Source organism: Halanaerocella petrolearia, assembly GCF_054657875.1.
Genome location: NZ_BAAHXW010000001.1, coordinates 994,522 through 1,014,247, shown reverse-complemented (window position 1 = coordinate 1,014,247; position 19,726 = coordinate 994,522). Strand labels below are relative to the sequence as shown.

Genomic DNA, 19,726 nt, shown 5'->3' with positions numbered 1-19,726 from the left:
ATGGTGAAAACTTCTACTATTAAGGTTACAGTTCCTAAAGAAGAGTTGTCCTTTGTAGATAAGATTATTAAAGCCTACGAAGGGTTAGCTATGGTAACAGTAGTAGGAACTGAAGGAAAGATTGGATTATTAAAGTTAGAAGTAACTCCAGGAACTAGAGATGATGTATTAAAAATATTGTATAATTTACAGAATGAGGTCGATTTGGAGATAGTTAAAAAGTAATAAGCTCTTTTGGACAGGCACAATAGGCTTGCACTTCTCATATAGATATTAGTAAGAGTTAGGAGGTGACCAGTCTATGGTGCCTGTTTTTTTGTCTGAAGTAGCTACTAAAGTATTAGATGGACTAATGTTATTAGTTTCTTATATCTCTGATGGTACTACTTTTCCTCAGCCTTTAGATAAAGAAGAAGAACAAAGGTGTTTAGAAAAAGTAAGCCAAGGTGATGCCAAGGCTAAAAATAAGTTAATTGAGCATAATATGAGATTAGTAGCTCATATAGTAAAAAAATATGATGATGCTAGAGTAAGCAATGAAGATCTAATTTCTATTGGTTCAATTGGTCTTATCAAAGCAATTGAAAGCTTTGATCCTGCCAGGAATACTCGATTAGCAACTTATGCTGCAAGATGTATTGAGAATGAAATTTTAATGTATCTAAGAAAGACTAAAAAGTTAAAGAATGAAAAACTATTGTATGAACCAATTGGTTCAGATAAAGAGGGCAATGAGATTAGTTTGATTGATATCTTAGGTACAGCAGTTGATGTTGTTAGTGAAAAAGTAGAATTAGTTTTAGAACAAGAGAAGTTATATGAAAGATTAAACCAATTAGAAACAAGAGAGCAAAAAGTAATAAAGATGAGATATGGTCTAGAGGATGGTAAATGTAAAACTCAGCGTGAAATTGCTCAAGAGCTAGGTATTTCTCGATCTTATGTTTCACGAATTGAAAAGAAGGCAGTAAGTAAGTTGCATAAGATGTTTACTTGAAATTAATCTTATCAAATATAAAAACTCTTTATTGCTGGTCAAATCATTGGTAAAATTTATATTTATTCCTCACAAAATTTAAGGTAATTGCATATTATATTATAGTAAAGTATAAATTTGTTTAGTTAAAATTACTAGGAGGCTAAAGAATAATGAGTAAACAATTACTTACTATAAATCGTTACCTAAAATTAGATGATTCTATACATTTAATAGAAGAATTAAGATCTTTTGTCAAGCGAGCCAAAGAATTGAATCCTAAGTTAGAGGAATATGAGTTATTTGATGTTGGATTTAAACCTAGAGCTGATTTTGTATTAGTTAAATTATATTTTTATCACTAAAGAAGTAATAAGATTTTTATAAAACCAAAATAATATTCGAGTTAGTTTGACAAAAAAAGTAGAGTATCCTATACTTATAGTGGTCTTTCCAAGATAGTATAATATCTAGAATTCAACAGAGATTGATCTTTGGAATAAATCTGATGAAATGATTTATTTCAAAGATTTTTTTATTTTAGAGGGTTAAAAATTTATTATTAATAAAGATGAGTACAGATACTAATGTAAATATAGAAAGATATAGGATGAATGAAGTATTAAGTTATATTATTTAGAGAAACTAAATCTAGGAGGGATCTAGATGGAAAAAATAGAAATAAATAATCTTTCTAAGATTTTTGGAGATAAGCCTAAACGTGGTTTAGATTTAGTTAGTCAGGGCTATTCCAAAGAAGAAGTATTAGACAAGACAGGATTAACTGTTGGAGTTAATAATGTTAATTTTGAAATTAATTCTCAAGAAATTTTTGTCATTATGGGGTTATCTGGTAGTGGAAAATCTACTTTATTAAGATGCTTAAATAGATTAATTGAGCCTACTAGTGGTGAGATTTTATTAGATGGTACTGATTTAATGGACTTTAATAAGCAAGAGCTACGTGAAATTAGAAGAGATAAATTTGGAATGGTATTCCAAAACTTTGGTCTCTTTCCTCATAGAACAGTATTAGAGAATGCTGAATTTGGCTTAGAAATGCAGAATGTACCTCAAGAAGAGCGTACAGCTAGAGCTAAAGATGCTTTAGAAAAGGTAGGATTAGATGGTTGGGAAGATAAGAAACCAGATGAATTAAGTGGAGGAATGCAACAGCGAGTAGGTATAGCTAGAGCCTTGGCTGTTGATCCAGATATTTTACTTATGGACGAGCCCTTTAGTGCTTTAGATCCTTTAATTAAGCGAGAGATGCAGAATAAATTATTGGATCTATTTGAAGAGATGAATAAGACAATTATCTTCATTACTCATGATTTAGATGAAGCATTAAAGTTAGGAGATAGAATTGCTATTATGAAAGATGGCGATATTGTTCAGATTGGAAGCCATGAAGAAATATTAACTAATGCTAAAAATGATTATGTAAGAGACTTTGTACAAGATGTTAATCGTTCTCGTCTTTTAACTGCTGAAGATGTAATGGTTGATCCATTATCTTTAGTTTATGTTTATAAACAAGATGGTCCACGAGCCGCTATGCATAAGATGGAGCATAACGAAATTTCTAGTATTTTTGCAGTAGGGGAAGATAAGAAGTTAAAAGGTATAGTAAAAATGGAAGATGCTTTAGAAGCAGTTAAAGAAGAAAAAGAGGATCTATCAGGCTTAGTTCAAGAGACAGTAACTGCTAGTCCAGAAGAGAATATGGATGAGTTATTTGCTAAAATTGCTGACTTAAACTATCCTTTACCAGTAGTTGATGATGATGATAAATTATTGGGAATTATTGTTAAAAGCAGAGTGTTAGCCAACTTAGCTGGTGAGGATGTAATTTAAACATTAATAAAATTAAGGAGGAATATTAAATGATGAGATTGAGTAAAAAAAGTATTTTACTAGTTGTTAGTGTAGCATTAGTTTTTACTTTATTGGCTGGATGTGGCCAACAGAATCAAAAGCAAGCTAAAGATCAAAAGAAGAAAGAAGTTACATTTGGTTATATAAATTGGCCTGGTGTTACTGTTAAGACAGAAGTAGCTGTACAAGTTTTAGAATCTTTAGGTTATGATGTCAAGACAAAAGCATTAACGCAAAATGTTTTATTTGAAGGAATGAAAAATGATGAAATAGATGCTTTCTTGGGTAACTGGTATCCTTCTATGAAGGCTGGATTTGAACCTTATCAGAAGAAAGGTGTAGCAGAAAATGTAACAGTTAATCTAGAAGAAGCTATTTTTAAGACTGCTGTTCCAAAGTATGTTTGGGATGCTGGCGTTAAATCGATGGCTGATTTGAATAAGTATGCTGATAAGTTTGATCATCAAATAGTTGGAATTGAACCTGGAAACTCTGGAAATGTAACTGTTAAGAAAGCAATTGACAATAACACTTATAACTTAAAAGATTGGAAAGTTGTAACTGGTAGTACAGCTGCTATGTTATCAGCAGTGGGTAAGGCTACTAGAAATAAAGAATGGATTGCATTTAATGGTTGGCAACCGCACTGGATGAATCTTAAATATGATATTAAGTATTTGAAAGATCCTGAAGGTATTTGGGGTGCTTCAAGTACAGTTTATACTACTGCTCGTCCAGAGCTTAAAGACAACATGCCAAATTTCTATAAGTTTCTAGAACAATTAAAAGTTAATTCTAAAATTCAGGATAAGTGGATTTTAGAATATCAGAAAAAGGGACGTCCTACAGATAAAGTTGCTCAAGAATGGATTGCAACTAATCTAGATGTAGTTAAAAAATGGGTTAAAGGTATGAAGACAGTAGACGGTAAAGATGCAGTAGAAGCAGTACAGCAACAATTTTAATAATGTATCAATATTTTAAGCGACATTCTAATCTTAGAATGTCGCTTATTATACCTAAATTATTAAAGGAGGTATAAAATAGTAATGGCTAAGATACCTTTAGGAAATTGGATAGAAGCTTTAGTTAACTTTATTATTGCTAATTTCAGTGGACCATTAGAGAGTTTTTCTAATATAATTAGTTCTTTGGTCAGTGGTTTTGAAGCTATTTTATCTTTTGGACATCCTGTATTATTAATTGGAGTTTTGGCCTTAATTGCTTGGTTAGTACGTAAAGATATAAAGATAACTGCTTTTGTTATATTAGGGTTTGGATTAGTCTTAAATTTAGAGATGTGGGATCCATTGGTAACAACAATGGCTTCTATTCTTACTTCTGTATCTGTTTGTTTAGTAATAGGAATTCCAATTGGAGTTTTAAAGGCTCATAGTAAGATTGTAGATTTGATTACTCGACCTATGCTTGACTTTATGCAGACAATTCCTCCTTTTGTTTATTTAATTCCAGCTCTAATGTTCTTTGGATTAGGTAATGTTTCAGGAGTTATTGCTACAGTAGTATTTGCTATTGCTCCACCTATTCGGTTAACTTATCTAGGAATAAAACAGGTTTCTGAAGAGTTAAAAGAGGCAGGAAGAGCTTTTGGATGTACTCCACTAGAAATGTTATATAAGGTAGAATTACCACGGGCTTTACCATCAATTATAATGGGGATTAATCAATGTATTATGTTATCTCTATCAATGGTTGTAATCTCTGCTATGATTGGTGCTGGTGGATTAGGTAAACCAGTATTACGTTCTTTATCAACAGTTGATGTTGGTTTAGGTTTCGAAGCTGGTTTAGGAGTAGTTATTTTAGCAATAGCATTAGATCGTTTATTTGAAAGAGAATAATTTAATATTTTATAATTTGTAGTGGTGTATTATACTAGAAGAGATATACCACTACAAATTAATTTAATCATTTTCACCTTTCCCTTGACAATATAAAGAATATAACATATAATATATAAGCGTGAGATAAGCGAGCGAAAGTAGCTCAGTTGGTAGAGCATCTCGTTGCCAACGAGAAGGTCGCGAGTTCGAATCTCGTCTTTCGCTCCATCTAAATCATCTAATATGGGCCATTAGCTCAGCTGGCAGAGCACCAGACTTTTAATCTGGGTGTCGGAGGTTCGAATCCTCCATGGCTCACCATAAGGTGGCATAGCTAAGTTGGTAAGGCAGAGGACTGCAAATCCTCCATTCCCCGGTTCGAGTCCGGGTGCCACCTCCAGCCGGGGTGGCGGAACTGGCAGACGCATCGGACTTAAAATCCGATGAGCCTTCAGTGCTCGTGTGGGTTCGAATCCCACCCCCGGCACCATTATTTAAATTGACAATGTAGAATTGAAAATTAAAAGTCAAAATCAATAAAAAACTATTTAGTTTTAATAGGTTATAGTTTTAAAGTTAACTGTAAACTATCAATTGAATAAGCCGGGGTGGCGGAACTGGCAGACGCATCGGACTTAAAATCCGATGGGCCTTTAGTGCCCGTGTGGGTTCGAATCCCACCCCCGGCACCATCTACATAACTAAGTAAGTTAGGTTAAAAGCCTAACTCTTTTTTATTTTTTGAAAGGCTAAAGTGCTTTGAAATTAAGTATCAAAAATTAATTATAAATAATGATGACTATGGAACTATACTTAATAGAACTTACTATTAAGTCTGTTATTTACAATTTGAAGCAGGTTATTTAAGATTTAACTTTAATTTTATTATTTAAAGGAGGAATTTATATATGAAAAAATTAGCTAAAGCAGCTCAAATAGTAGTAGAAGATTGTTTAGCTGTTAAGGAAGAAGAACAGGTATTAATTATTGTAGATAAACCTTTAGTTGAAATTGGTAAAGCTATCTTTACTGCCACTAAAAAAATAGGAGCTGAAGCTATTTTGATACAGATGATTCCCAGAGAGAATAACGGAGTGGAACCACCAAAGTTAATTGCTGAAGCTATGAAGGAGGCTGATGTAGTAATTATGCCTACTTCCAAATCCCTATCTCATACCCAAGCACGAATTGAGGCTAATCGAGCTGGAGCTAGAGCTGCTACTCTACCAGGGATTACTCAAGAAATTATGGAAAGGACTTTGACTGCAGACTATGAAAAGATTAAAGAACGTAGTTTGAAAGTAGCAGATAAATTAAGTCAAGCTACTGAGGCAAGAGTAATTGCTAATAATGGAACAGATATTAAGATGTCTTTAGAAGATAGAGAAGGATATCCTGACACAGGAATCTATCATCAAGCAGGTGATTTTGGTAATTTACCTGCTGGAGAAGCATATATAGCTCCTTTAGAGGGGATAACTTCTGGGAAGTTTATAGTTGATGGTTCTATGGCTGGAAGTAAAGTAGGGACTGAAAAGATAGAATTGATTGTTAAAGATGGATATGTAACTGAAATTAACGGTAAGAAAGCAGCTAAAAATTTAAAAAAAATAATTGAACCTTATGGTAAATCAGCTTTAAATATTGCAGAGTTAGGTATTGGAACTAATGACCAAGCTAAAATAGGAGGTAATATTTTAGAAGATGAAAAGGTAATGAGTACAATACATATTGCTATTGGTGATAATTCTGCTATGGGTGGTGAAGTTTCAGTAGCTAGTCATTTAGATGGAATTATTGAGTCTCCTACTTTAGAGCTTGATGGAGAAGTAGTGATGGAAGAAGGTAGATTATTAGTTGATTAACATTAATTTAAAAGAGTGGAGGTGAGATTATGTATATCGAATATATCTTAGAAAAGAACCCAATTATAGCTGCTATTAAGAGTAAAGAAGATTTAGAGAAGATACCTCAAGATAGGATAGATGTTTTATTTATTCTGCGTAGTAAGTTGTCTAATTTAACTGAGGTAGTAGCTAAAGCTCAAGAGTTAGATGTCTTGATTTTTTTACATATTGATATGGTTAAAGGAATTGGTAATGATAAAGAAGCGATTAGATACTTGGCTAGAGAGATAGGTATTGATGGAATTATGACAACTAAAAGTTATTTAATACAAGCGGCTAAGAAAGAAGATTTAATTACGATTCAACGTCTCTTCTTACTTGATTCTGAGTCTTTGAGGACAGGAGTTAATATTATTGATAATGCTAAGCCAGATTTAATTGAAGTTTTACCAGGATTAGTTGTTCCTGAATTGATTGGTGAATTAAGGTCTAAGATTAGTACTCCAATTATTGCTGGAGGTTTGGTGCAAGAGAGAAAACAAGTTGAGAATATATTAGATTGTGATGTGGTTGGTATCTCTACTAGTAAGAATGAATTATGGAATGAAGATTTTAGTAATTAGATGACATATTAATATCTTTATTTAAGTATTAGATATCTGTTAAAATAATTATAATCAAAAGGATTTCATATATTTTCTTGAAAAAAGATTACAAATATGTTATTATATAACTAGTGAAAATCAAATATATAACTATAGGGTAGAAAAAAGAGAATCCCTACTTAACTTTATTAGGCAAGGTATGTCTGTCTATTATAGTTGAGTAGGGATTTTGTTATTTTATATAATTTTATAAGTTTTAGTTATGAATTCTGATAATTGTTTTATAAAATAAGTTATTTATAACATAAGTAATAAGATTATAAGAGCTTGCTTAGTTTTAAATTATTTAACTAAGAAGCTCTTTTTTATATTTTGAATTGATTTAAAATTAGAAAGGGGTTGTCAATTTGAAACAGGATAATCTATTTGGTGAGTGTGTTGCAGAAGTAATTGGTACTGCTATTTTGCTATTTTTTGGTGCAGGAGTAGTTGCAAATCTAGTTCTAATTGAGGCTAGTATTGGCTGGTGGGAGTTATGTTTATTATGGGGACTAGGAGTAGCAATGGCAGTTTATATTACAGGTGGAGTATCTGGAGCTCATATTAATCCAGCAGTAACAGTTGGATTGGCTGCTGTAGGTGATTTCTCTTGGAAGAAGGTAGTTCCTTATTGTGTTTCTCAGATTATTGGAGCTTTTTTAGGTGCTGCAGGAGCTTATTTCATTTATGCTGAACAATTTGTTAATAAAACAGCCGCTAATATGACTATTTTTCATACAATTGCTATGGGTAATATCCCTAATTCTAAAGCTATGATGATTGAATTGATTTTAACTGCCATATTACTTATGGGAGTTTTGGCCATGACTGAACCGTTAAATAGTTCAGCTCCTAAAGGGTTAGGTCCTGCTTTAGCAATTGGTATTTTAGTAGCTGGAATTGGTGGGGTTGGTGGTAAGTTAACTGGATTTGCTATTAATCCGGCTAGAGATTTTGGGCCAAAATTATTTACAGCTTTAGCAGGTTGGGGTACAACTCCTTTCACAGCTCATAATTATTACTTCTGGGTTCCAATAGTCGGCCCGTTATTAGGTGGAGTATTAGGTGCTATTGTTTACAAAAAGGCTATTAGACCATACTTACCAGAAGTATTGGTTAAGAAACAGAGTAATGAATCTATTGAAGGTAGTGAAGTTGCTGAATCTGTATAATATAAACTTTATTTAATAGATTGGAGGGCAAACATGAAAAAGTATATTTTATCTATTGACCAAGGAACAACTAGTTCTAGAGCAATCATCTTTAATCATGATGGAGATGATGTTAGTGTAGCTCAAAAGGAATTTAGTCAACATTACCCACAGCCAGGCTGGGTAGAGCATGATGCCAATGAAATCTGGGGGACAACTATTGGAGTTATAGCTGATGCTTTAAGTAAAGCAGATATAGAACCTAATCAGATTAAATCAATTGGAATTACTAATCAACGTGAAACTACAGTAGTATGGGATTCAGAGACTGGGAAACCAATTCATAATGCTATTGTATGGCAGGATAGGAGAACTGCTGATATTTGTGATGGCTTAACAGAACAAGGATTAGAAGATAAGATACAGCAGAAGACAGGGCTAGTAGTTGATGCTTACTTTTCTGGTACCAAAATCAAATGGATTTTAGATAATGTAAAAGGGGCACGTAAGAAGGCTGAATCTGGAAGATTAAGATTTGGTACAATAGATAGTTGGTTAATCTGGAAGTTGACAGGTGGGCAAGTGCATGTTACTGATTATACTAATGCTTCTCGAACTATGATCTATAATATTCATAATCTTGAGTGGGATCAGGAGATGCTAGATATTTTAGATATACCTGAGTCTATGTTACCAGAAGTTAAATCTAGTAGTGAAGTATATGGTAAGACTATTGATTACCATTTCTTTGGCGAGAATATACCAATTGCTGGTATAGCTGGAGATCAACAGGCTTCTCTATTTGGGCAAGGCTGTTATAGTAAAGGTATGGCTAAGAACACTTATGGAACTGGCTGTTTTATGCTCATGAATACAGGACAAGAAGCAGTAACTTCAAAGAATGATTTATTAACTACTATTGCTGCTAGTGTTGATGATGAAGTTAATTATGCTTTAGAAGGAAGTATTTTTGTAGCTGGAGCAGCAATTCAATGGTTAAGAGATGAAATGGGCTTAATTGAAGAAGCTCAAGACTCTGAATACTTTGCTACAAAAGTTGATAGTACAGATGGAGTTTATGTAGTACCTGCTTTTGCTGGTTTAGGGGCACCATATTGGGATATGTATGCTAGAGGTACTATTATAGGTCTAACTAGAGGTACTAACAAAAATCATATTATTAGAGCAACTCTAGAGTCATTGGCTTATCAAACTAGAGATGTATTAGAGGCTATGGAGGCTGATTCTGAGCTTGAACTTAAGGAGTTGAAAGTTGATGGTGGAGCAGTAGCTAATGACTTCTTAATGCAATTTCAAGCTAATATCTTAGGTTCTGGAGTAGAGCGACCTAAGTATACAGAAACTACTGCTTTAGGTGCTGCTTATTTAGCTGGGTTAGCAGTTGGATATTGGGATAATAAAGAGGAAGTATTAGAAAAACGAAAAGTAGATAAGACATTTAATCCAGAAATGAATGAAACTAAAAAAGAAGAACTTTATGCTGGATGGAAGAAGGCTGTTGCTAGAGCTAAAGACTGGGCTGAAGAGTAGATTAGTGATAAGTCATGAGTCAAAATTATGAAAATAATACAATAAATTATTGTATAGCATATAATAGTATGTTATAATAATAGTAGAATAAGATAAAATAAAATATAAAGTTGGTGGAGAAATAAAAGAAACCACATTTAAGTAACTAGGGAGTACTATGTTTACTTCTTAGGACTTAGGTGTGGTTTTTACTATTATAGGAGGGGTCTTTTTGATAGATAAAACTGATATTTTAGTTATTGGTGGTGGAATAACTGGCTGTTTTATTGCTCGTGAGTTATCTCGATATAAATTAGATGTGACTTTGGTAGAAAAGGAACCTGATATTTGTACTGGAACAACTAAAGCTAATACTGCTTTGCTACATGCTGGATTTAATGCTGATGCTGATAAACTGAAAGGGAGATTAAATGTTAGAGGTAATGAACTATATCGTAAAAGAATACAGCATGAATTAGATGTGCCAATTGAATGGGTAGGGGCTTTAGTAGTAGCAGAGGATGAAAATAACATACCTAAGCTAGAAGAAATATTAGAAAATGGTAAAGAGAATGGTGTTCCAGATTTAGAGATTGTTACTGGAGATAGATTATTCGAGTTAGAGCCAAACTTAAGTGAAGATGCTATAGCATCTTTATTTGCTCCAACTGCTGGGATAGTCAATCCTTTTGAATTAACTGTAGGATTAGCAAATAATGCAGTCAGAAGTGGAGCTAAGGTATTATTAGAAACAGAAGTATATGATATTAAAGATCATGGAGATTATAAGACAATAAAGACTTCCAAAGGAGAAATTGATGCTAAGTTAGTTATTAATGCAGCTGGATTATATGCTGATAAGGTAGCTAATATGGTAGGGATAGATAATTTTGAAATTACTCCACGTAGAGGAGAGTATTACCTATATGATAAAAAGATGGAGATAGATGTGCAACGAACAGTCTTTCCTGTTCCAACTGAGGTTAGTAAGGGAATTGTAGTTACCCCCACTGATGAAGAAAACTTATTAATTGGTCCTAATGCTGAAGAGATAGAAGATATAGAAAATAAGTCAACTACTAGAGAGGGTTTAGATAAGGTAATAAAGGGGGCTAAAAAGACTATTCCAGGTTTAAACAAAAAAGGTGTAATTAAAGAATTTGCAGGGTTAAGGGCAGCTATTAAGGAAACAGAGGACTTCTTAATTGAAGCTAGTGATCAAGTAGCAGGATTTATTAATGTAGCTGGAATTCAATCGCCAGGTTTAGCCTCTTCACCAGCTATTGCTGAAATGGTAGTAGGGATTGTAGGAGAGGAATTGGGAGGATTAACTACTGATCCAGATTTTGATCCTAATTATCATGGACCACCTAAATTTAGACATATGAATCATGAAGAACAGGCTAAATTAGTTGCAGAAGACCCAGATTATGGTCAGATTATCTGTCGCTGTGAAAGTGTAACTAAAGGAGAGATTATTGATGCAATTAGAGAGCCAGTAGGAGCGAAAACAGTTAATGCAATTAAGAGAAGAGTTAGACCAGGAGCTGGAAGATGTCAAGGTGGATTTTGCGAACCTAAAGTAGTTGAGATTTTGGCTGAAGAATTAGCTGTTCCTAAAACAGAAGTCAAGCTTGAAAGTGAAGAGTCTCAACTTTTAGTAGAGAAGACTAAAGAATCTTTATTGAAAGAGGTGGGAACGGATGAATAAACAGGAATACCAATTAGTAGTAGTTGGTGGCGGGCCAGCAGGGTTAGCAGCTGCACAATCAGCTTATGATCAAGGTATTGAAGATATATTAATTATTGAACGTGATTTTGAGTTAGGTGGTATTTTACAACAGTGTATTCATAATGGATTCGGTTTACACTATTTTGGAGAAGAGTTAACTGGACCAGAATATGCTCAACAGTTTATGGAAAATGTTAAAGAGCGTGGAGTTGATATTAAATTAGATACAATGGTCTTAGAAGTTACTCCAGATAAGAGAGTTTATGCTATTAATTCTGATGAAGGAATGTTAGAGATCAATGCTCAAGCTGTAATTTTAGCAATGGGCTGTCGAGAAAGAACAAGAGAGGCAATTGATATTCCAGGTTCCAGACCAGCTGGAGTCTATAGTGCTGGAACAGCTCAAAGATATATTAATATGGAACAACGTATGCCAGGAGAAAAGGTTGTAATTTTGGGTTCTGGTGATATTGGATTGATTATGGCAAGAAGAATGCACTTAGAAGGTGCAGATGTAGAAGCAGTATTAGAGATAATGCCTTTTTCTGGTGGGCTAACACGTAATATTGTACAGTGTTTAGATGATTTTGATATTCCATTACGGATGCAACAGACTGTAACAGAGATTCATGGTAAAGATCGAGTAGAAGGAGTTACAGTAGCTGAGGTTGATGATAATTTCAAGCCAATTCCAGATACAGAATATGAAATTGAATGTGATACACTACTTCTATCTGTTGGTTTAATTCCTGAAAATGAATTGTCAATTGAAGCAGGAGTTGAGTTACATGATACAACAGGCGGCCCAATAGTAAATGAAGGTCGGGAGACTAATATTGAAGGTATCTTTGCTTGTGGTAATGTACTTCATGTTCATGATTTAGTAGACTGGGTAACAGAAGAAAGTATGATAGCAGGTAAGACAGCAGCTTTATACTTACAAGATGAGTTAGCCAAGAAAGAAGAGGAGGTTGAAGTAAATCCAGGAGAGAATGTAGGTTATATAGTTCCTCATAAGATAAATAATGAAGTTGAAGGTAGAAAGAGAGTCGATTTATATATGAGAGCTAAACAGCCAATGGAAGATGTAACAATTAATTTATTGGCTGGAGATAAGAAACTATTTGATAAGACTGAACGACGGGTTGAACCTGGCGAGATGATTACTCTACCAGTTCCTGAGCAGATGCTTAGCAGTATAGATAGTAATAGTATTGAAGTTGATATTGTGAAGGAGGGAGAGTAATGGGAAAAAGAGTAGAGATCACTTGTATTAGTTGTCCAATGGGTTGTGAAGTAGAATTGGAAGTTGATAAGAATGATAAAATAAAAAAGATGAATGGAAATAGCTGTCCTGCTGGTGAAAAATATGTTAGAAATGAATACTATAATCCGACTAGGATTTTACCTACTACGGCTAGAGTTAAAGATGGAGTATTACCATTAGTACCAGTTAAGAGTGAAGAAGCAATTCCTAAAGAATTATTAGAAGAAGCAATGAAAGAGATAGCAAAGGTTGAATTAAAGGCACCAGTTAAGTTGGGTCAGATAGTAATTGAAGACATACTAGATACAGGGGTTAATATAGTAGCTACTAGAGATTTGGCCCGCCAAAACTAAATATCTCTGCCATATATGGTCTAAGCTATATATGGCGTTTTTATTTTCTATCGATACAAAGTGGCACTTTTGTGTCACTGCTATCTGTCGTGAGCTAAATCAAATTCAAAGCCATAGAAAGACTTTTTTTAGAATATAGGAATTATAAAGATTTGGTTAGAATTTAATTGTTTTGAATTGGCTCATAGCACATAGCAGACAGCTGACGGCTGTGTCACTGAAAGTGACACACTATATCAATTAAGCTACACTTTTGCAGTCAAAAGGTTATACTTACTATAATTCAATAATAAACATGTTAATAATAACCTTTTTGACTCTTTTTAATTCTTTTTCAAATAGACATGAAAATCAAGACACAATCTGTTAAAATAATAAAAAACAGGGTTAGATTTGTTATAAAGGGAGGGGTAAGATGATTGGGATTGTACTTGTTTCTCATAGTCCAAAGTTAGCTGAAGGTATAGAAGAATTGACTCAAGAGATGGTACCACGGGAAATTCCTTTAGTTTCTATTGGAGGAGATAGTGAGGGGAGAATAGGAACTGATATAGATCAAATTATAGAAGCTGTGAAAGAAGTTTATACTGACCAAGGGGTATTAGTTATTGGTGATGTAGGTAGTTCATTAATTAATGCTAAAGAAGCACTTAATATTTTAGAATTAGATGGTTATGATCATGTATCAGTTAGTGGTGCTCCATTAGTAGAAGGGGCAATGATAGCTGCTGTAGAAGCTAATTTAGGTAAAAGTTTAGCCCAAATCAAGAGTAAAGTAGAGAGTAAGCGAATTATTGAGTGGGTATAGAGGACTTTTTGACAGAGGATAAGTTTCATTATATAATCATATTAGAAAAATACGATATTCTTCAGAGAATGTAGATAAAGCTACATAATTATATAGATTAAAAAAAGGTTAAACTAAAAACCAGAGGTGATATTAGTGGCAGAAGAAGTATATGATTTAGCAATTGTGGGAGCAGGCCCTGCTGGAATGTCAGCAGCAATTAATGCTTATGCTAGAAATAAAAGCGCAGTAATTTTCAATAGTGGTCAATTAGCTAAAAAGATTGATTGGGCACCAGAGGTCAATAATTATTTAGGTTTTAGTAATGTTACTGGCTCAGAGTTGGCCCAACAGTTTATCTCTCATGTTCAAGATTTAGAAATACCAATCATCAAGCAGAAGGTAGTTAAAGCTTATCCTATGGGAGATAAAGTAATGATTACAACTAATGGAGAGAATTATGAAGCTAAGAAGCTGATTTTAGCTATTGGTGTTGTTCAAGAAGCTAAGATTGACGGAGAAGCAGAGTATTTAGGTAAGGGGATTAGTTATTGTGCTACTTGTGATGGAAAGCTATATCAAGATAAAGATGTAGTAGTCATTAGTGATAGTAGCCATCATGAAGAAGAAGCTAATTTTTTAGCTGATATTTGTAGTAATGTCTATTATGTAGCCCAATATGATGAGATAGATAATTTAGATGATAGAATTGAAGTAGTTGCTGGAGAAGTAGAAGAGATAACCGGAGATGATCTAGCTAATAAGGTCAAGTTAGATACTGAAGACTATGAAGTAGATGGTATTTTTATTTTAAGAGAGACTCTTCCTCCATCTGAAATAGTGCCTGGTCTAGAGCTAGAAGGACAGTATATTGCTGTTGATAGAGATTTTAAGACTAGTGTAGATGGGGTTTATGCTGCTGGAGATTGTATAGGTCGTCCTTTACAGATTAGTAAAGCAGCAGGTGAAGGACAAGTAGCAGCTTTAAGTGCAATTAAAGAATTGTCTGAATAATTATTTTAAGATAGCCCTATTATTAGGTGCTATCTTTTCTATTTACTAAATATTACCTACTAATTGATGAATAAAGCATTTTAACCTTGAAAATAATGTATAGTAGAATAAAAGATTATTTCTATAATATATAGTTGAGCTTATAGTTAGTTGAACTGAATTGATTCTTCAAGTTTAAAAGGAGGTTAGTAGGTGATGCTCTATGTTTAAAAAACTAGCTGTAATTGGTATTGGAGATACTCGTAAACAAGATAAAGGGCTTACTATCCATTTATTAGATAAATTAAAAGATTTATTCTCTAAATATGATATATCTTTTAAACAGATTACTTCAGCTGGGGAAGAGCTATATGAATTGTTATCTACTATAGAAGCAGAAAAGGTATTGATTTTAAATACAGATAGAGAGTTGACTACTCCAGGTAAGATTGATTATCTAAAGATAACTCCTAAACAAGGGAAGTCATTTAAGGAACTATTAGTGATGACTATTGGGATTCTTAGTGATGACTGGGGAAAAAAGTTGTCTGAAACTATTTCTCAGCATATGTCTGAAATATTAGATAAAGTCTATAATGTAGTTACTGGTCTGTTAAGTTGACAGTAGAAGGGAGGGTAATGTATAATTAAGGTAAAACATAGTAGTGGGTGAATAGTATGTCAACAGAATTAAATGATTTAAAGGAACTATTAGCGGCTAAGAATTATAAATTGACTTCACAACGGAAGTTGATTTTACAGATTTTATTAGAACATCAAGGTGAACATTTAAGTGCAGAAGAGATTTATCAGATTCTTAAAGAAGAAGAATCTGGAATTGGTTTAGCTACTGTTTATCGTACTTTAGAGCTTTTCTGTGACTTGGGTATTATTCAGCAATTAAATTTTGATGAAGATAGAAGACGTTACGAATTGGAGAATGAAAAACATAATCATCATCATCATTTGGTCTGTGAAGAATGTGGTCAAGTAATAGAATTTAATGATCAAATTTTAGAAGAGTTTGAAAAAAACTTAGAAAAAAAGCATGATTTTAATGTAACAGAGCATCGTATTAAATTTTATGGTCATTGTCAAGACTGCCAGTAAATTTAACATAAGTTAAGTTATAGATTCCAGTTTATTCTGGAATCTTTTTCTTTCTAGTAAGTGAATTCTATTTTATAAAGGAGAAAGTGTTTATGAAGAAACTAACTGTTTTAAAAGAATTAGTAACTGAATATCAAGTAACAAGCTATTTAGTTGGAGGAGCCATAAGAGATCATCTATTAGACAGAAAGGCTAATGATTTTGATCTAATAATTACTAGAAAAGTGAGAGATATAGCTAAAGAATTTGCTACTAAAACAGGAGGTACTTTAGTAGTATTAGATCAAAATCGAGATGTTTATCGAGTAATAGTAGATGAATTAGAGTTTGATTTTGCTTTATTAGAAGGAGATACTATTATTGATGATTTATTGAGACGAGATTTTACCATTAATGCTTTGGCAGTACCTTTATCTAAGATAGATATAGAGCAAGGGGAATATTACTTTTTAGAATCTGATTTAATCGATCCTAAATCAGGTAAGTTAGATTTAGAAAATGGAATGATTAAAACAGTTAGTAAAGGTAATTTATTGGCTGATCCTTTACGTGTTCTAAGGGCTTTACGTTTTAAAGCTCAATTAGAGTTTACTATATATAAAGATACTGAATTAATGATGAAACAAGCAGCTAAAGGAATAAAGCAGATAGCTAATGAGCGGATTAAGGATGAGCTATTTAAAATTTTATCCTATAATAATGCTGCAACTAATATTGCTTATTTAGAAGGAAAGACTTCATTATTATCTACGTTATTACCTGATATAAATCAGTTAAAGCAGAAAGGACAGTGTAAGTATCATAGTGAGGATATATGGACTCATAGTATATATGCTTTAGAAAAGTTAGAACAGTTATTTAAAGATAGTTTTTGGGCCAATCGAATAGAAAAAGATAAGTTACCTAGGCTTAAATTTGCTTTATTATTTCATGATATTGGTAAGCTATTAACTGAAGAGGTGATTGATGGTCAAGTTCATTTCTACGGTCATCATAAAGAAGGAGCTACTTACTTCAAATCGATTTTAAAGAAGTTAACTTTTAGTAATCAGGAGGTTTCTTACATAACTACTTTAATTAGATATCATATGCGACCTTTATCTTTGTTTTATGCAGATAACTTAACTTTTAAAGGAAAATATAGATTCTTTAAGGCGGTTGATGGTTTAGTAGCAGATATCTGTTTGTTAGCAGCTGCAGATATGTTGAGTACAAGGAGATTAAATAAGCGAAATGAAGATATTGAAACTAGTTTATCTTTTTTAAAGCAACTTGTAGAAGAGTCAGAAAAATTAGAAGAGGATACAGCAGAAAGGTTATTAAATGGTACTGATTTAATGGAGCTATTTTCACTTTCAGAAGGGCCAAAAATTGGAGAGATCTTGGGTAAGATTGAAGCAGCACAGGCCGCAGGAAAGATTGATAATCGAGTTGAAGCAGTTGATTATGTAAAAGAGGAGTTACTTTAGGGAGGACTTTATTTTAGGAAGAAGAATTATAAAAGGGATACTGCTAGTTAAATGGTTTGTAGTAGTGATACATATTAAAGTTGGCCCTAGGGGATAAATAAAGACTACGAATTAAAAAGTAGAGGTGAAAATAAAAAGTGGGATTTTCAGTGAATATTGGAGATCGACTTAAAGATTTAGATAAAGGAGAGATAAATATGTTACGGGCTGATGGAAGAAAGGAAAATAACCAACTAAGATCAATTAAAATAACTAGAGATTATACCAAGTATGCTGAAGGATCTGTACTAATAGAAACTGGTGATACTAAAGTCATCTGTAATGCTACTGTAGAAAATAGTGTGCCTTATTTTTTGCGTGGAGAAGGAACAGGTTGGTTGACTGCTGAATATTCAATGTTACCTCGAGCAACTAAAGAAAGAAATATTCGGGAAGCGGCTAAAGGTAAATTAAGTAGTAGAACGCAAGAGATTCGTCGCTTAATTGGCAGAGCTTTACGATCAGTTGTTGATTTGAATTTGTTAGGTGAAAGAACCATTTGGCTTGACTGTGATGTTATTCAGGCAGATGGTGGAACCCGGACTGCTTCTATTACAGGTGCTTTTGTTGCTCTTGTTGATGCATTAGATTATATGTTAAAAGAGTCTATGATCAGTGAATTTCCTATGAATGATTTTGTGGCGGCAGTTAGTGTAGGAATTGTAAATGATGATCTATTGTTAGATTTATGTTATGAGGAAGATTCTAATGCACAGGTAGATATGAATTTAGTTATGACTGAAGCTGGTTCTATAATTGAAATTCAAGGAACTGGTGAAGAGAATCCATTTTCTCAAGATAATATGTGGCAATTAGTAGAATTAGCAGAAGATGGAATTAAACAACTAATTACATACCAAAAAGATGCCTTAGGAGATAAAGCTGATTTATTTAAGGAGGATTAGGAATGAGATTATTCTTGGCTACTGGAAATGATCATAAAATTGAAGAAATGACAAAATTATTATCTGATACAGATATAGAAATAGTATCCAAATATGATTTTGATAAGGTGCCTGAGGTTATTGAAGATGCTAATACCTTTACTGGTAATGCATTAAAGAAAGCGAATGAGCTCTGTGAATATACAAAATTACCTACTATAGCTGATGATTCTGGTTTAGTTGTTGAGGCTTTAGATGGACGACCTGGAGTCTATTCAGCTCGATTTGCTGGAAAAGATGCCAGTGATCAAGAGAATAATCAAAAACTACTTACGTTATTAGAAGATGTTCCACAGTCAAAAAGAAAGGCTCATTTCACTTGTGCTATAGCATTTGTAACTCCTAATGGTCAAGAAGAAGTAGCTATTGGTAAATGTCAGGGAAATATAGCTTTTGAGTTTCAAGGTGAATCAGGCTTTGGTTATGATCCATTATTTATTCCGCAAGGTTATGAGGTAAGTTTTGCACAGCTAGGAAATAATATAAAAGATCAGATTAGTCATCGATCTAAAGCATTAGCAGAAATGAAACCAATTTTAGTAGAAGAGTAGGTGGTAGAAGTGAAATTAGCAATATTTAGTGATGCTCATGGTCGTAGTGAAAAAGTAAAAGAAGCTTTAGAAGGATTATCTTCAATTGATTATTTATTGTATGCTGGAGATGGAGCTAAAGATTTACTAGAAAATGATTTCTTAGACAAGGAAAAAATTGTAACAGTACAAGGTAATCGAGATTTTAGAACTGATTATTCTAAAGAAGAGATAATTAAAGTAGTTGATAAGAAAATATTTATGACTCATGGACATAATTACCAAATAAAATGGGGATTAGATAAATTATACTATAAAGCTAAGGAAGTAGCAGCTGATATAGTTATCTTTGGGCATACACATACTAGGTATGCTAAAGAAGAGAATGGAATATTATTCTTTAATCCAGGTAGTATTGCTTTACCTCGTGATGGAGACAAGGGTAGTTATGGCTTAATTGATATTAAAGATGGAAAGATAAATTATCAACATTATCAATTAGATAAGTAATTTTTATTTAGATTATTAAAAAATTCTTATGATTTAGATATAAAGCTGTGGGTCATATGCTATGAGCTATAATCACAAGAAATAAAGTTTAGCTTAATATTCATAGCTCACAGCTTATGATG

21 protein-coding genes and 5 tRNA genes are annotated in these 19,726 nt (G+C 33.0%); all 26 read left to right on the top strand.

The annotated features are described in order from the left end of the window. The 26 genes from ACYQ39_RS05215 to ACYQ39_RS05090 all read left to right on the top strand — a co-directional run bounded on the left by ACYQ39_RS05215 (position 1) and on the right by ACYQ39_RS05090 (position 19,604). A complete protein-coding gene (locus ACYQ39_RS05215) occupies positions 1-225 on the top strand; it encodes a DUF4911 domain-containing protein (RefSeq protein ID WP_459840905.1) in 225 nt (74 codons plus the stop codon). 76 nt (positions 226-301) lie between these two features. Beyond that, positions 302-997 (top strand): RNA polymerase sporulation sigma factor SigK, encoded by a 696-nt coding sequence (sigK, locus tag ACYQ39_RS05210; protein WP_459840903.1) that lies wholly within the window; start codon positions 302-304, stop codon positions 995-997. 152 nt (positions 998-1,149) lie between these two features. Further along, positions 1,150-1,341, top strand: a complete 192-nt coding sequence (locus tag ACYQ39_RS05205) for a hypothetical protein (RefSeq protein WP_459840901.1) — start codon at positions 1,150-1,152, stop codon at positions 1,339-1,341. A gap of 301 nt (positions 1,342-1,642) precedes the next feature. Beyond that, entirely contained in the window at positions 1,643-2,833 is a 1,191-nt protein-coding gene (locus ACYQ39_RS05200; RefSeq protein ID WP_459840899.1) for a quaternary amine ABC transporter ATP-binding protein, read from the top strand. Between the two features lie 29 nt (positions 2,834-2,862). Then, complete coding sequence (locus ACYQ39_RS05195; protein WP_459840897.1) at positions 2,863-3,819, top strand: ABC transporter substrate-binding protein; 957 nt, start codon at positions 2,863-2,865, stop codon at positions 3,817-3,819. An 84-nt stretch (positions 3,820-3,903) separates the two neighbouring features. Further along, a complete protein-coding gene (locus ACYQ39_RS05190; RefSeq protein WP_459840896.1) occupies positions 3,904-4,716 on the top strand; it encodes an ABC transporter permease in 813 nt (270 codons plus the stop codon). 134 nt (positions 4,717-4,850) lie between these two features. Next, positions 4,851-4,926: transfer RNA gene (locus tag ACYQ39_RS05185), tRNA-Gly, on the top strand. Positions 4,927-4,943: 17 nt separating this feature from the next. Continuing rightward, positions 4,944-5,019: transfer RNA gene (locus ACYQ39_RS05180), tRNA-Lys, on the top strand. Positions 5,020-5,022: 3 nt separating this feature from the next. Then, positions 5,023-5,098: transfer RNA gene (locus ACYQ39_RS05175), tRNA-Cys, on the top strand. After that, positions 5,099-5,188 (top strand) — tRNA-Leu (locus ACYQ39_RS05170). Between the two features lie 112 nt (positions 5,189-5,300). Then, positions 5,301-5,390 (top strand) — tRNA-Leu (locus ACYQ39_RS05165). A 216-nt stretch (positions 5,391-5,606) separates the two neighbouring features. Then, entirely contained in the window at positions 5,607-6,563 is a 957-nt protein-coding gene (locus tag ACYQ39_RS05160; RefSeq protein WP_459840894.1) for an aminopeptidase, read from the top strand. Between the two features lie 29 nt (positions 6,564-6,592). Then, positions 6,593-7,168, top strand: a complete 576-nt coding sequence (locus tag ACYQ39_RS05155) for a glycerol-3-phosphate responsive antiterminator (RefSeq protein WP_459840892.1) — start codon at positions 6,593-6,595, stop codon at positions 7,166-7,168. 389 nt (positions 7,169-7,557) lie between these two features. Then, positions 7,558-8,361: an MIP/aquaporin family protein gene (locus tag ACYQ39_RS05150; RefSeq protein ID WP_459840890.1), complete on the top strand. Its 804-nt coding sequence runs from the start codon at positions 7,558-7,560 to the stop codon at positions 8,359-8,361. A gap of 33 nt (positions 8,362-8,394) precedes the next feature. Beyond that, a complete protein-coding gene (glpK, locus tag ACYQ39_RS05145) occupies positions 8,395-9,891 on the top strand; it encodes a glycerol kinase GlpK (RefSeq protein ID WP_459840888.1) in 1,497 nt (498 codons plus the stop codon). Positions 9,892-10,105: 214 nt separating this feature from the next. Continuing rightward, positions 10,106-11,581, top strand: a complete 1,476-nt coding sequence (locus tag ACYQ39_RS05140; RefSeq protein WP_459841656.1) for an NAD(P)/FAD-dependent oxidoreductase — start codon at positions 10,106-10,108, stop codon at positions 11,579-11,581. Continuing rightward, the gene (locus tag ACYQ39_RS05135) at positions 11,574-12,848 is read left to right on the top strand and encodes an NAD(P)/FAD-dependent oxidoreductase (protein ID WP_459840886.1); all 1,275 of its coding nucleotides are present in this window, start codon (positions 11,574-11,576) and stop codon (positions 12,846-12,848) included. Before ACYQ39_RS05140 ends, ACYQ39_RS05135 begins: the two co-directional genes overlap by 8 nt. Continuing rightward, positions 12,848-13,222, top strand: coding sequence for a DUF1667 domain-containing protein (locus ACYQ39_RS05130; protein WP_459840885.1), 375 nt, complete (start codon positions 12,848-12,850; stop codon positions 13,220-13,222). Before ACYQ39_RS05135 ends, ACYQ39_RS05130 begins: the two co-directional genes overlap by 1 nt. 415 nt (positions 13,223-13,637) lie before the next feature. After that, on the top strand, positions 13,638-14,030 hold the full coding sequence (gene dhaM, locus ACYQ39_RS05125; RefSeq protein WP_459840883.1) for a dihydroxyacetone kinase phosphoryl donor subunit DhaM: 393 nt from the start codon (positions 13,638-13,640) through the stop codon (positions 14,028-14,030). 135 nt (positions 14,031-14,165) lie between these two features. After that, on the top strand, positions 14,166-15,023 hold the full coding sequence (locus ACYQ39_RS05120) for an NAD(P)/FAD-dependent oxidoreductase (RefSeq protein ID WP_459840881.1): 858 nt from the start codon (positions 14,166-14,168) through the stop codon (positions 15,021-15,023). 202 nt (positions 15,024-15,225) lie between these two features. Further along, on the top strand, positions 15,226-15,624 hold the full coding sequence (locus tag ACYQ39_RS05115) for a hypothetical protein (protein WP_459840879.1): 399 nt from the start codon (positions 15,226-15,228) through the stop codon (positions 15,622-15,624). A gap of 56 nt (positions 15,625-15,680) precedes the next feature. Then, a complete protein-coding gene (locus ACYQ39_RS05110; protein ID WP_459840877.1) occupies positions 15,681-16,112 on the top strand; it encodes a Fur family transcriptional regulator in 432 nt (143 codons plus the stop codon). Positions 16,113-16,204: 92 nt separating this feature from the next. Then, positions 16,205-17,581, top strand: coding sequence for a CCA tRNA nucleotidyltransferase (locus tag ACYQ39_RS05105; protein ID WP_459840876.1), 1,377 nt, complete (start codon positions 16,205-16,207; stop codon positions 17,579-17,581). Positions 17,582-17,778: 197 nt separating this feature from the next. Beyond that, positions 17,779-18,525 carry a ribonuclease PH gene (gene rph, locus ACYQ39_RS05100; RefSeq protein ID WP_459841654.1) on the top strand — a complete coding sequence of 249 codons (747 nt, stop codon included), beginning with the start codon at positions 17,779-17,781 and terminating at the stop codon, positions 18,523-18,525. Positions 18,526-18,527: 2 nt separating this feature from the next. Beyond that, the gene (locus ACYQ39_RS05095; RefSeq protein ID WP_459840874.1) at positions 18,528-19,115 is read left to right on the top strand and encodes an XTP/dITP diphosphatase; all 588 of its coding nucleotides are present in this window, start codon (positions 18,528-18,530) and stop codon (positions 19,113-19,115) included. Between the two features lie 9 nt (positions 19,116-19,124). Further along, positions 19,125-19,604, top strand: a complete 480-nt coding sequence (locus ACYQ39_RS05090) for a metallophosphoesterase family protein (protein WP_459840872.1) — start codon at positions 19,125-19,127, stop codon at positions 19,602-19,604. Positions 19,605-19,726 lie beyond the last annotated feature (122 nt).